Raw genomic sequence first — 13,793 nt, 5'->3', positions numbered from 1 at the left:
CCACACCCGAAGGCCAATGCGCTCGCGCAAAAACACCCAACTCAAAAGCGCCACCATGGTTGGAATCGCCGCCATGATGACACCCGCCGACACCGCCGTGGTCAGGCTCACGCCAAACAGCATGCACACGGTGAACAAGAAATTGCCTAAAAAAGACTCCAAAAAGATCAGTCGCTTGGTGCCACTGCTCATGGGCGGCTCGCTGATGGGTTTGCGTAACCAGTGCGGCATGGCTAAAGCCCCCATGCCAAAACGCAGCCACGCCAGCAAAAACACTGGCAGCGCTGCCACCAGCGGCTTGCTCAAGGCCACATAGCTGCCAACCAGCGCCATGCTTAAGCCCAATAGAAAATAAGCCAGCCAGCGTGGCGGGGCAGGTGTGTCGGGCGCAGCGGCTTGGTTCAAGGTGTGGCGTTTGAGTTTTTCACGGCTTGCATCATGCCTGAAACAGGCCTGCAGCTTGCCTACGGCTAGCGCGCAATGACACCCTTTGCGCCGTCAAACTGGCGCACTGGCACAGGGTTACCATGGCAGCAACAAATCAAATTGGGAACCACGATGACGCTCTGACGATTTGCCTATGTCCAGTGCGCACCTGCATCGTTGCCCAATGAATAAATGAATCCACTGGAGCCGTCCATGCTTCTTGACTCAGACACCCAACTTAATCAAACAAGTTACTACGAGGCCAGCGTGCAGCGCCCGGAACTCGGAGCCCCTTTGCAGGGTGACGTTCAAGCTGATGTGCTGGTGGTTGGCGCAGGTTATGCCGGTTTGTCGGCCGCGATTGAACTCGCGCGGCGCGGCTACGAGGTGGTGGTACTAGAGGCTGACCGGGTCTGCAGTGGCGCATCCGGGCGCAACGGTGGCCAGGCGATTGCCGGGTTTGCCAGCGGGCAGGCACCGTTTGAGCAACAACTGGGTAAAGCTGCAGCGCGTTTGGCGTGGGACATGTCGATGCAGTCGATCGACCTGATTGCTGAGCGCATTCGTGAGTTTGACATAGCCTGCGACCACGTCAAAGGTTACCTGTATGTGGCTGATTCACCGCGCAAGGCCCGTGCATTGGCACAAGATTGCGAGGCCATGCAGCGCGACCATGGCTTCGCCCATGACTTTGTCAATGGTGCTGAGGTGCAGCGCTATATTCAGAGCCCGCGTTACTGCGCAGCGGCGTTCGAGCCCGTCTCAGGGCATTTGCATCCACTTAAATATGGTCTGGGGCTGGTGCGGGCGGCGCAGTCGTTGGGGGTGAAAATTTACGAGAAATCTGCCGTGACCGCGCTGGAGCGGGGCACCCTGGTGAGGGCACGCACCACACAGGGCAGCGTCAGCGCCAGGTTTGCCGTGTTGGCGGGCAACTGCACCTTGCCGGAATACGGCCCGAAAGTAGCGCCTGAACTGACACCGCGCATCATGCCGGTGGGTACTTACATGATCAGCACGGCACCCTTGTCTGAGGCGTTGTGCCGGCAACTGATCCCTAGCAACGCGGCTGTGTGTGACAACAATTTCATCCTGGATTACTTCCGCTTTAGTGCCGATCACCGCATGTTGTTTGGTGGACGAGTGAGCTACTCCACGCGCACGCCGCCAAACCTCAAGGCCGTGATGGCACAACGCATGGGGGCGATTTTTCCGCAGCTGAAAAATGTTCCGGTGGACCACGTCTGGGGCGGTTTTGTCGACATCAGCATGAACCGCGCGCCTGATTTTGGGCGGCTTGGCAGCAATGTGTATTACCTGCAGGGTTTCAGCGGCCACGGTGTGGCGCTCACCGGCCTGGCCGGGCAACTCGTGGCACAAGCGGTGGCGGGTCAGGCAGAACGATTTGATCTGTTTGCCAAATTGCAGCACCGAAGTTTTCCGGGTGGACCTTGGCTGCGCACGCCAAGTTTGGTGCTTGGCATGCTGTACCACCGGCTGCGCGATGCATTTTGAGGCCGGGTGTTAGTCACGGAAATATATGGCTAATTAGGCTGTAGCCCTTATAAAGTAAGCGTAATATGCTATTTAAATAATATTTATATTGGCTGCTTCTATTGGCATATGTGCACACACAACTTAATTTGACACCGGCACGATTTCAATGCGCTGATCTTGTTGCCCGTCCCGGAAGAACTGACAGACACGGCGCTTCGACACGGCCGCTTGCCGCATCAAGATAAGTAGCTGGATGATTCGTTAGTTACATCACGCGATGTGGCATTTTCTTGGAGGTTGGGGTTTTGATTGCGCCATGCCCATAAGTTAACATTTAGATACATCTAAGCCAATTTCTATAAATTTGCCCGACTGAAATTCAATACTCCAGCACCCACCCAGCATGTATTTTTTGCGACATTTTCTTTGGTTTCCTCTGGCGTTCATATTGGCTGTGGTGTCGAGTGTGTGGGCCTCTGAGGCGTTGCCATCGCCCACGGAGCCGGTCTATCGTGTCAGCATCAACGACGAATTGAGCTTTCGGTTTTTCTATCTGCCAGAGCTCAATACCGTAGTCACCGTGCGTGCCGACGGACGGGTGTCATTGCCACTGGTCGGCGAACTGGAGGTCGATGGCCTGACGATGTCTGGGTTGACCGAGCGAGTTGAGCGGCTGATGGCGGTTCATGTGCGCCGTCCCCAGGTGATCGTTAATGTTCAAAGTGGCTCTGCACAACGGGTTTTTGTTGGCGGCGAGGTGATTCGCCCAGGGGTCCAGCCTTTGCGCGGGCCACTCACAGCGTTGCAGGCCGTGACAGTGGCAGAAGGCCTGAAGGACAGTGCTCAGCCCCGTGATGTGATTGTGCTGCGCCGCGGGGAAGCTGGTGCCCGCGTTGTCTTGCGGGTTGACCTTGCTGCGGCCATGAATGGGACCGATTTGTCGCAGGATGTGTTGTTGCAAGCCTACGACGTGGTAGTCGTGCCGCGCAGTGGCATTGCCGATCTTGGCCTGTGGGTCGACCAATACATCAAGCGCGTCTTGCCGTTCAGCCTGGGGTTCAGTTACACGATCAACAAGAACGGGGCGATTCAATGACAACTCGTCTTGATCCAGTGGGCTTTGTGAATGCACCAGCCTATGAGCACCAAGGTACAGCGTTGTTGGAGGTATTAACGGTATTTTTCAAGGACAGCAGGCGTATTGGCAGTGCCTTTCTGTTGTGTTTTGCGTTAACAGTGGTGGTGTCTTTTGTGCCATCAAAAAAATACACCTCTGATGCTGCCTTGCTGCTCAGACTGGGCCGCGAGTATGTCTACACGCCTGAAGTTGGCGACACCAACACGGGCACGCCCATTGCCTATGACCGGGAGCAGACCTTGTTGGCCGAGGCCAAGATACTGACCAGCCGCGAAATCAAGATGAGTGTGCTGGACAAGTTGGGGGTTGCTCAGGTTTACCCAGGCATTGATGCCACAGACCCGGGCAAGCAGCGCAATACAGCGCTGCTTGCGTTTGAGCGCGCGCTAGACGCCGAGTTACTGAAGGGCTCCAACCTGATGCAAGTCAGCTTCACCCATGGCAACCCCGAGCTCGCGGCCAAAGTGTTGAACCAGGTGATTGACGCTTATTTGCAGCGGCGCAGCCTCATTTTTGCGTCGGCTGCCTACGGCACGGCCGAGGCCGATTTTGTGACCCGCACCCTGCAACTCAATGCGGCCGAGGCCAAACTGGCGGCGCTGAAGAGTCAACGTAATATTCGGGCGTTTGGTGAAGAACAAAGCCTGCTGCTGGCACAGCGAAACGCCCTTGAGTTGCGTCAGGCTGACACGGCGCTGGCGCTGGCGCAGGCAAATGCCCGTTCGTCATCACTCAGAGACAGCCTTACCGGCTTGCTGGGCGATGTGACGCTGACAAGCGAGACGCAGCGTAGCGATGCCTTGGAGAGCGCGCGCAAATTGTTGCTGGATTTGAAGTTGAAAGAGCGCGACTTGAGTGACAAATTTCAAGACAATAATTTGACTGTGCAAGACGTTCGGGCGGACATTGCACAGGCCAACGCGTTCATTCATGATCTGGAGGCAAAACCAACCAAAACGGTGCGGACTGGGCGCAGCCCAGCACGTGATGTCGTCGAGTCTGACTTGCTGCGTACTTTGGCTGATGTCGAGCAGGCGCGCGCAGGTAAATCGACCTTGGTCAACCAACAAACCGCCATTGACAAACGTCTTGCTGCTTTTGCGGCCACCGAAATTGAGCTCCCTGCGCTTGAGCGCGAGCGCCGTTTTGCCGAGGTTAACTACGATGCGGCGGCCAAGCGCCTACGGGATGAACAAGCTCTTGAAGAGCTTGATCGCAAACGTCGCTCAAACGTGAGCATCGTTCAGGCGCCGGTGGTGCCGCTGGAGGGCAAGTCGATGCAGCCGGTAATTTTGATGGTGGGCCTCTTTTTAAGTTTGTGCGCGGCGCTGTTGACGGCTTTCCTCAGCGCTTTGCTGCGCGACACCTTTTTAACCCCTGCCCAGGTAGAGCGTCGGTTGGGCTTGCCCATGCTGGCTGCCATACCTGAGGCCAAGCCGTGATTTCTACCCACCCGTTCTGGCGCGTCAAACAAAGTGTTGACCGCCGAGCTGCCTTGCGTTGTCTTGCCGGCGCAAGCACTGCACTGGTGGGTGCACTTTCGGGGGTTGCGACATTGGCCGAAACGGCTCCTGCTGTGCCGAAGTTGCAACGCGGTATCAACCTTACGCACTGGTTTGAATACGAGCAGGGGCAAGCTGTTGCTTTGAATGAACTGCGCATGCTTCAGCAATTGGGTCTGGATCATGTGCGCATCCCGGTCGACCCCGTCGTAGGCGGTTGGCGTGCTGAGCCCGGTTCAATGCTGCGCTTCTTGCCCGCTTTGCGGCTGGCCATTGAGCAAGCACTGGTTGCTGGCTTAGACGTCGTGGTCGACTTGCACCTGGAGCCTGCTACCAAGCAGCACATCGAAAACAACACGGCAGCTGAAGAAGCTTTGGTAAACCTTTGGTCTCAATTGGCGCGCGCGTTTGCTGACCTGCCAGCGGCGCGCGTTGCATTTGAGCTCTTCAACGAGCCGCAATATTACGGTTGGCATGCGTCGCGCTGGCCTGGACTGCGACGGCGTTTGTTGCAGGCTCTGCGCGCCCATGCACCGCGACACTTGGTGCTCCTCAGTGGCAATGAAGGGGGGAGCTTGAAAGGGCTGGTTCGCCAGCCTTTGGTCCAAGACCCAGCGGTAGGATATGTCTTTCATTACTACGATCCTTTTCTGTTTACCCACCAAGGGGCCCATTGGCTCGACACCCGCTACACCACCGCTGGCCTGTACCGTGGCGTGCGGTATCCGTCGCAGTTTCAGGCTGCAGCGCCGGCCCGACTGAACCAGCCGCACCCCAGGGCCGCCAAGGAGATGGCGCAGTACATCAATGAGGATTGGGGTCCGCAACGTATCCTTACTGACATCGATGCAGCCGGGCAATATGCAAAAAGCCATGGCGTTCGGGTGTTTTGTAACGAGTTTGGCGCCATTCGCGCCAATGTCGATGTGCCATCGCGCTACCGTTGGATCAATGACGTTCGCAGTGCCCTCGAAGCCAATGGCATAGGCTGGACCCTTTGGGACTACACCGATATTTTTGGCATTGCAGTAGAGTCAACACAGCTCAACAAGACCGGCATGCGCACGCTGGAGCCAGAAGCTGCACGTGCACTTGGTTTGAAGAGCGCTGGTCGCTGAAGGCAGGAACGTGCGAGCCGAATCCCCCTCTCGAACGATGGCCTGGGTGCTGCTGGTGACAGCGGTGTCGGCGTACATGCTTTTGTCTGCATCGATGTTGCTGCGGCTGGGTATTCCCTACGACGCGCCTTATGGGCCAGCGATTGCAAAACTGCATCCTGGGACCTATTGCCTTTTTTTGGCCTGGTTCACGGCACTGTCCAGTCATGGGAATCCGCTCCGGGTACTTGGCAATCAATTTTCGCGTCAGCCGCTCCTGACGGCCTACCTGGCCTGCATGTTGGGTGTGTTTGTGTGGGCGGTCTTTCGTCACGGCACATCGGGTGCGGCATTCATCATCGAGTCACTTTGGACACCTGCAATCGTGGCGTTCACGCTGGATTTGCTGGATGCCCGCCGACAGCGCCAAATCGTTCAGATGGTGCTGGTGTTGCTGGCTTGCAATGCGCTGCTTGCCGTTGGCGAGGCGCTGACGCCCCAGCGGCTTACCCCCTTGCATGTGGGGCGCAGTGACATCGTTGCCGAGGAGTACTTTCGTGCGTCAGCATTTCTCGGTCACCCTTTGCACAACGCCTTGATCACCGCAGCGCTGTTGCCTGCGGTGACTTTGCTGCCATGGTCAAGATTCTGGAAGCTGGTCTTTGTCGGCACTTTGATGCTCTCGCTGCTGGCTTTTGGTGGGCGAACCAGCGTTGTCCTTGCGGTGTTGCTGTATGGCGCTTACGCCGCCTGGCGTGTCTTGGTCAGTGTGGTGCGTGGTCGCGTCAGTTACCTGCAACTTACGGGCGGAAGCCTAGCTTTGATGCTGGCGCTCACCAGCATGATCGGGGTTGTTGCCGCGACCGGCCTGGGCAGCCGAATTTTCAACAATTTGAAGATCGACTCCAGTGCCAGCGTGCGAATGCGCGTCTGGGATGCCTTTGGCTATTTGTCTGATATTGACCTGTGGATGGGCGTCGCCCCAGCCCAGATTGACCACATCTCGCTGCGGATGGGGCTTGACCCAAACTACGAAGCGATCGAGAACTTCTGGATTTACCTGTTCATGCAATTCGGCGTGATTGGCTTTGTTCCCTTCCTGATTGGACTCACCTGTTTGATGCTTGTCTTGCTTAGAGCCGCCACGCCGCCTATGCGCATTGCAGTATTGCTTTATTTGCTGGTGGCGTCCACTGCCAATACCTTGGCTTCCAAGACGGTGTCATTGATGTTACTGGTGCTGGTTATTTTGGGTGGGGTGGCGTTTCGCCCAGTCACCTCCAACAGACAAATTTGGAGTGTGCGATGACCACGGTGCACGTGCGTATTTTTTATCCAGCAGACCCGATGGGGGTTGTTCCGGGCGGGATAGACACCTTCCTGCGTGGGCTGATCAAATGGGCACCGCCTGACCTTGAATTTAGCCTGGTTGGCATGACCACTGACCCGCAAGCCCGCCCAGCGGGACGCTGGACCCAGTGCCGCTTGGGTGAACGCAATTTCAAATTTTTTCCCGTCGTGACGGTTGGTAACGCTGGCGGGCGCAGCAGAGTCCCTCTGTCGGTACGGTTTTCCTTAGGCACCTGGTGGCATCGTGCTGCGTTGTACAGCGGTTTTGATGTGTTTGACTTTCATCGGCCTGAACCCAGTTTGTTGTTCATGTCCGACCAGCGGCCCAAAAACGCTTATTTCCATAACGATCCGAGTACCATTGAGTCGACCCATTCTGACAATTTGTGGAAACGCTTGCCAGCTGTTTACAAAACCATCGAACGGCTTGCGTTTGAGAGTTTTGCAAGCGCATGGTGTGTTCGTGAATCAGGTGTGCAAACCCTTCGCGAACGCTTTCCTTTGCAGGCCAAAAACATTCGTTTCATCCCGACCTGGGTGGATGCCGATGTGTTTAATTGTGTCGATGACGATGCGCGTCAGGTGCTTCGGCAGCGCGCCTCACAGGCTTACCAGTTGGATGAGCAGTCGCAATGGATTGTTACGGTGGGTCGGCTGGACATCCAAAAAGACCCGATGTTGATGCTGGCCGCCTTTGCCCGGCTTCGTGCGCAAGGACGTCCTGTCGCTTGGTTGGTTGTGGGCGACGGCGTGTTGCGGGCAGATTTGATGCGCGATGTTGCCACAGTGGGTTTGACTGCTTTTGTGCATTTTGTTGGCTTGCGCCCGCCAGCAGAAATCGCTGATTTGCTAAGGGCCGCTGATGTCTATGCTCTTTCGTCGGCTTATGAAGGCATGCCCATGGCCCTGCTGGAAGCTCTGGGGTGTGGCCTGCCGGCTGCTGTCACTGATGTCGGCGAGGTGCGCCGCGTTGTGCTGCCGGGTGTGAATGGCGCAATTGCGAATTCACGCAGCGAAGATGCATTGGCAGTTGCCCTTGCCGATGTGCTCGATCATGCCAATCAGTGGCGCGGCGCGCCAACCCAAGCAGCAGTCGAGGCCTACCAGCCTGGCAAAGTTTTAATTCAAGCCTATGCCAATTACCGTGCCTTGGGCGAGGCATACGCACACGTACGAATGGGTGTGCAGGCAAGGCCTGCTGTTGATTTGCCAGCACGTCAGCGCAGTTTGGTGGTTGGTGTGCCAATCGACGTGCTTGACCCGGCCGCGGTCAGTGCGCGTTTGATGTCCTGGGCAAGCGCGCAAGAGTCGCGAACCGTGTGTTTTTGTAATGTGCACTCGGTCGTTGCTGCGCGGTTTGATGAACGCCACCGGATGGCTCTGCTTAGCGCTGACTTGGCAGCGCCGGACGGTGCACCGGTTGCCTGGACGCTGCGAAAAAAAAGCAATCCCACGCAGCAGCGGGTAGATGGCCCGGGGACGATGTGGCGACTGTGTGGCGAGGCTCAGGCACATGGCGTCAAGATTGGGCTGTACGGCTCCAGTGAGCAAACGCTGGCCACGCTGAGCACTAAGCTGCATGCCGCTTTTCCAAAACTGGAGATTGCCTATGCGCATTCTCCGCCGTTTCGGGATTTGACTGCGGCTGAAGACGTTGCCGTTTGTGGTGACATCTCCCGTGCCGGAGTTGGCCTGCTGTTTGTCGGCCTGGGCTGTCCCAAACAAGAGTATTGGCTGGCGACACACCGTGGCCGCGTACCCGCCGTGATGTTGGGTGTGGGGGCGGCTTTTGATTTTCATGCAGGTATTTCTGCTCGGGCTCCGAACTGGATGAGTGACTACGGTCTGGAGTGGCTGCACCGCCTGATGTCAAATCCGCGGCGCCTATGGCGTCGCTACCTGTTTTCCAACTCCATTTTTCTGATGATGAGTGCTTGGGAGGCCTTGTGCCATGTGGCTCGTCGCCTGCAGATCATTCCTACTCCTGATATTCAAAAAGACCATGACTACAAGCCTTGAACTACGTCAGATTGAAGATTTGGTAACTCGCGTCGATGCCCAGTTGAATCAACCAGGCGGTCGAATCATTGGTTTCATTGCCAGTGGCAGCGGGGAGGGTACGAGCACGCTCGCGCGGGCTTACGCCACCACGGTGATTTCACACCTGCGCAGGCGTGTGTTGCTGCTAAGTGCCTCGGAACAAGGACCTTCAACTCCTGGCGTACTGCCCGCATTGGTGGCGGGTCAGGCCCTTGAGCCTTGTTTGCAGCCACTGGCCGGCAGTGGCTTTTTTGGCTCTCTTGGCGGACCGAAAGCAGGTGATGTGTTGTGGGAGTTGTTGGCTGTTGACAGTCTCTGGCAAGACCTTCGCAGTCGCTTTGATGAAGTGGTGCTGGACTTACCCGCAGCGTCGGTGTCCCGCTTGGGTTTGATGACCGCCCCGCATTGCGACGGCGTGGTGGTGGTGATTGAGGCTGAAAAGACCCGTGCTCCCGTGGCAGAAAATTTGATTGCCAGTTTGCATGCGGTGAAAGCAACGGTGCTCGGCACCGTGCTAAACCGGCGACGGTTTTACTTGCCAAAGCGGGTCTACCGTTGGCTTTGATGCCGCTTCCTTTTGCGTCTGGCGTTCTGCGCCTTTGTGTTCTTTTGCGGCCGGGTGACATACCGCAATGGATTGGCAAGCTGCTGCTTGATCTGGACGATTTGGACGGTGTGGTGCTGCAAGTGGCACGGCTACCAGCCCAAATAGCCCCGCCTGACATGTCCTGGTTTTCCAGACTTTGGCGAGCCCGCATTCGGGCGCTGGCGCCCTGGACCCCTGATCGTGCTGCAAACCAACGCTTGGCGGTTTGGCAGGCTCGGGCTAGCGGGGGGTGTGATGCCACTCTGGCACTGGATGTCGGTCTGTGGGCGCCAAAAACGCAAAATTCGGTAGCTCTTCAGTGGACCCTCACAGACGGGCTTGGCCTGCCGCTTTGTCCGCAATTCCCCTTGCTGGCGGCGATCTGCGGTGGCAGGGGTTTGCATTTGATGCTTAACCAAGTGTCATCGCTGGATGGCCAATGTATTTCGCAGTGCAGTCTGCGTCTGGGCACCACTGCAGACTATGGGCGTGCACTGGAAGCCTTGCCGCATGCCGTGCTGCGGTTGGTTCAGCAAGCGGCGCAGGATTTGACGGTTGGGGCGGCGCAACAGTCCGGGCGGCGTGTAGCTTGCCCTAAGGGTCTGCTCAAGGATGGTACGACGCCGACTCTGCCCGTGCCATACCCCTTGTGGGCCGGTCTGAAAGGCCGTGCAAGTGCATTTTTGAACCGACAGAAGGCGCGTCTGTTTAGTGAATATTGGCGCGTTGGTGTGATCAACGCACCGATTCATACCTTGCTTAACAATTCGCCAATGCCACCCGTGCGTTGGTTGACCCAGGAAGCTGCAAAAGGCTACTGGGCCGACCCCTTTGGACTACCTGGTGAGCCTGACCGTTTCGTTTGCGAGTTTTTTGATGAGCACACCGGCGTAGGCACGCTTGAGGTGTTGCGCCTTGATGCGATGGACCATGTTTGTCAGCGCGTTCGCCTGCCCGTCCACTGCGGTGAGCACGTCTCGTTTCCAAACGTTTTCGAGATCAGTGGCAGACGGTTGGGTGTTGCCGAAACGATCGCTTCTCGTGAATGTCTGCTGTATGAGGTGGACGCTGCTGGTCTTTGGCACCCGTTGTTCGTACTTTTGCAGGATGTGGCTGCCGCAGACCCGGCCTTGTTTGTCTGGGAGGGGCGCTTTTGGCTGGCTTACACCAATGTTGACATGGGCAATTTTGACAACCTTTGTTTGGCCTACGCTGATCAGCTTGAGGGTCCATGGTTGCCCCATGCCAATAACCCGGTCAAGGTCGATATTGCCGGTGCCCGCATGGCTGGGGGTGTCTTTCAGCACAACGGTAACCTTTATCGCCCAGCACAAGACTGCTTGCAGACCTATGGGGCGGCCGTGGTGATCCACCGGATCACCGAACTCACGCCACTCACATTCAGTGAGGTTTTTGTGCGCACCTTGATGCCAGATCTGCAGGGCCCATGCCCGCATGGCTTGCACACGCTGAACGCCTGGGGTGAACGCACGCTGGTGGACGGCAAGCGTCACGGCATCAACCTGATTGCGTTGTGGCGCAACCTGTGCCATCGCCTGGCACCCAAGCGAGTGACGGGCATGTCACCTCACTTTGGTGGGGCCGGTGATCAGACTGCGACATGTCATGTGCTCGTCTATGTGCCCAACCTGCGCACAGGTGGAGGTGAAATTTCCATGTTGCGCCTGGCTGAAGGCTTTGCCGCCGCGGGCTTGCAGGTCGACCTGGTGGTAAATTCATTAGCTGGTTCCGAGTTGGAAGTATCCAAAAACGTCACCCTGTTTGACTTGAGCTGTGGAGGCACTGTGGCGGCCGTATGGCAATTGGCGAAGTTGTTGCGCCAACGCCGGCCTGATTTTTTATTGAGTGCATTTCCGCACACCAACGTGGCGGCAGTTGCCTCCAGGGTCTTGTCGCGGGAGGACTGCGCCTGTGTGGTCACCGAGCATGCACCTTTGTCATTGCAGATTGAACAGCAGGGCACTTTGCGCTACCGCTTACTTCCGCCCTTGGTGAGGTGGGCCTATCGGCGGGCGCATGCGGTGGTTGCGGTGTCAGGCGGCGTGCGTGATGATTTGCAGCACCTGTTGGGGCCGAGCGTGGCCCCGCAGGTCATCAGTAACCCGGTGCTGTCAGCGAACTATGAAGCCGAGATGGCGCTGCCGCCTACCGATCATTGGCTCAGAGATGAATCCCTGCAAGTGGTGTTGAGCGTGGGGCGCTTGAGCCCTGAAAAAGGCTTGGTGACTTTGGTGCACGCGTTTGCGAAGATTCATCGTTATCACCCTTCAGCAAGGTTATTGTTGGCTGGTGAGGGGCCTGATCGCCAGCGGCTCGAATCATTGGTGGCGGAACTTGAACTCAGTGACGTTGTGCGCCTGCCTGGACGCACTGCAACGCCATTGGCCTGGATGCGCCATGCGGCGGTGTTTGTGTTGGCTTCGCAATACGAAGGTTTTGGCAATGTGCTGGTTGAGGCCATGGCTTGTGGTACGCCTGTGGTCAGCACCGACTGCCCGGTGGGGCCGCGTGAAATCCTTGAGGGTGGTCGACTGGGAACGCTGGTGCCTGTTGGCGATGTCGCAGCGATGGCGATTGCCATTGCCGACGTGCTGGCAAACCCTGTGCCAACACCTGGGGCGCGCGCGGCAGCAGTTGGTTATACCCAGACGGCCGCTTGTGCACGCTACATTGACGTGTTCAAACGCCGCCAGTCAGGAACTGCAGCATGCTGATCAGTCACACCCTCAAATACCTGCCGGCTCAACTGCTGTCACCGGCCGCGCAACTGGTGTCCATGATCCTGTGGACGCATTGGCTGGTACCGTCCGAAATGGGTCTGTTTACCTTGGTGAGTGTCACGCAAGAAATTGCCTTCACCGTCTGCCTGGGGTGGTTTTCGGTCTACGCACTGCGCTACTTGCCGCCTGATTCGGATGTGGTCGCCCGCCAGCGTTACCTTGGCGCAGAAAACGCCGTGGTTGCCGTGAGTTTGATCGGTGCCATGGCGATTGCCGTGTTCACCGCCTGGAGTCTGCACGACGGTCGGTCGCTGTGGCTCTCAAGCCTGGTTATTGGTCTGTTTTTTGCTACCCGGGCAGTCAATACCCACTATGGCGAGCGCGCCCGCGCCCAGTCGGCTTTTCTTGCCTACAGCTTGTTGCAAGTGGCTGGCCCCTTGGGGGGGCTGGGCTTGGGCTGGCTGGCATTTCAATATGTGGAGGCTTCGGCGTTGGTGCTTTTGGCTTCTTATGCCGCTGCTCAGGCCCTTGGCACTTTGCTGGCTTTGCCGATGCTTGGCATGCATTGGCGGTTTGCCAGGCCTGATTCTCAATTGCTGCGAGCGGCACTCAGTTTTGGTGGGCCAGTCTTGGGCTTGGGGGTGTTGGGCTGGGTGGCTGAGAACTACATTCGCTACTTGGTGCAATGGCAGTCGGGTGCGGCAGCGCTGGGCTTGATGATTGTGGGATGGTCGTTGGGCCGACGCTGTGCGGCTGTCGCCAGCATGCTGGTGGCCACTGCCGCTTTTCCGCTGGCGGCACGCTTGCTCAACGAAGGCCGACGTGACGAAGCCGTTGCTCAATTGCGGGTCAATGCCGTGCTGATGCTGGCCGTGCTGGTGCCCGTTACGGCGGCGTTGCAATTGCTTGGTCCGGCCTTGGTGTCGTTGGCCGTGGCTGCTGAATACCGTCAAACCACCATTGAATTGCTTGGGTTGTCGGTATTGGCTGGCACGTTGCGCAACCTGCACATGCACGTCACCGACCAGTTCATGGTGCTGGAACGGCGGCTCAAAATGGTGGCCATCATTGATGTGGTTGAAATTGTGGCGTGTGTCCTGGCGTCACTGTTTGGTTTGTTCTTTTATGGTTTGCACGGGGCGGTTATTGGGCAGGCTTTGGGCTCGTTTTTGACGCTGGGGCTGAGCATGTATTGGGCCCATACTAGGCAGGGTTTTCGCTGGCCTTGGCTGGAAACAGGCAAAGTGCTATTGGCCACGGTGGTCATGGCAGTGGTTATCGCATGGTGGGGCGTGCAGGTTAGCCTGGTTGGATTGTTGATGGGCACCGCGGTGGGGATGTTTGCCTATGCGCTAGCATCAACGGTGTTGTTTGCGCCCCAGCTGCTCCAGCTTCGTGCCTCACGACAAACTTGAG

At 57.4% G+C, this 13,793-nt stretch carries 10 protein-coding genes; 9 read left to right on the top strand and 1 reads right to left on the bottom strand.

Features of this window, described 5'->3' with window-relative positions:
- Positions 1-333: DMT family transporter (locus tag PHQ58_RS09290; protein ID WP_300110501.1), on the bottom strand; the 333-nt coding region annotated here is incomplete at its 3' end.
- Between the two features lie 306 nt (positions 334-639).
- Here PHQ58_RS09290 and PHQ58_RS09285 point away from each other — a divergent pair.
- The 9 genes from PHQ58_RS09285 to PHQ58_RS09245 all read left to right on the top strand — a co-directional run bounded on the left by PHQ58_RS09285 (position 640) and on the right by PHQ58_RS09245 (position 13,792).
- Positions 640-1,941 (top strand): FAD-binding oxidoreductase, encoded by a 1,302-nt coding sequence (locus PHQ58_RS09285; protein WP_300110227.1) that lies wholly within the window; start codon positions 640-642, stop codon positions 1,939-1,941.
- Between the two features lie 385 nt (positions 1,942-2,326).
- Positions 2,327-3,019: a polysaccharide biosynthesis/export family protein gene (locus PHQ58_RS09280; RefSeq protein ID WP_300110225.1), complete on the top strand. Its 693-nt coding sequence runs from the start codon at positions 2,327-2,329 to the stop codon at positions 3,017-3,019.
- A complete protein-coding gene (locus PHQ58_RS09275; RefSeq protein ID WP_300110222.1) occupies positions 3,016-4,503 on the top strand; it encodes a hypothetical protein in 1,488 nt (495 codons plus the stop codon). Before PHQ58_RS09280 ends, PHQ58_RS09275 begins: the two co-directional genes overlap by 4 nt.
- Entirely contained in the window at positions 4,500-5,681 is a 1,182-nt protein-coding gene (locus PHQ58_RS09270; protein WP_300110219.1) for a cellulase family glycosylhydrolase, read from the top strand. The genes PHQ58_RS09275 and PHQ58_RS09270 overlap by 4 nt, the downstream gene beginning before the upstream one ends.
- Before the next feature lie 10 nt (positions 5,682-5,691).
- Positions 5,692-6,969 carry a VpsF family polysaccharide biosynthesis protein gene (locus tag PHQ58_RS09265; RefSeq protein WP_300110216.1) on the top strand — a complete coding sequence of 426 codons (1,278 nt, stop codon included), beginning with the start codon at positions 5,692-5,694 and terminating at the stop codon, positions 6,967-6,969.
- Entirely contained in the window at positions 6,966-9,029 is a 2,064-nt protein-coding gene (locus PHQ58_RS09260) for a WecB/TagA/CpsF family glycosyltransferase (RefSeq protein WP_300110213.1), read from the top strand. The genes PHQ58_RS09265 and PHQ58_RS09260 overlap by 4 nt, the downstream gene beginning before the upstream one ends.
- On the top strand, positions 9,013-9,615 hold the full coding sequence (locus tag PHQ58_RS09255; protein ID WP_300110210.1) for a hypothetical protein: 603 nt from the start codon (positions 9,013-9,015) through the stop codon (positions 9,613-9,615). The genes PHQ58_RS09260 and PHQ58_RS09255 overlap by 17 nt, the downstream gene beginning before the upstream one ends.
- Entirely contained in the window at positions 9,615-12,371 is a 2,757-nt protein-coding gene (locus PHQ58_RS09250; RefSeq protein WP_300110207.1) for a glycosyltransferase, read from the top strand. The genes PHQ58_RS09255 and PHQ58_RS09250 overlap by 1 nt, the downstream gene beginning before the upstream one ends.
- Positions 12,365-13,792, top strand: coding sequence for a lipopolysaccharide biosynthesis protein (locus PHQ58_RS09245; RefSeq protein WP_300110204.1), 1,428 nt, complete (start codon positions 12,365-12,367; stop codon positions 13,790-13,792). The genes PHQ58_RS09250 and PHQ58_RS09245 overlap by 7 nt, the downstream gene beginning before the upstream one ends.
- Position 13,793 lies beyond the last annotated feature (1 nt).

This window comes from Rhodoferax sp., assembly GCF_028688795.1.
Classification (GTDB): Bacteria; Pseudomonadota; Gammaproteobacteria; order Burkholderiales; family Burkholderiaceae_C; genus Rhodoferax.
This window is presented reverse-complemented; position numbering and strand designations above follow the sequence as displayed.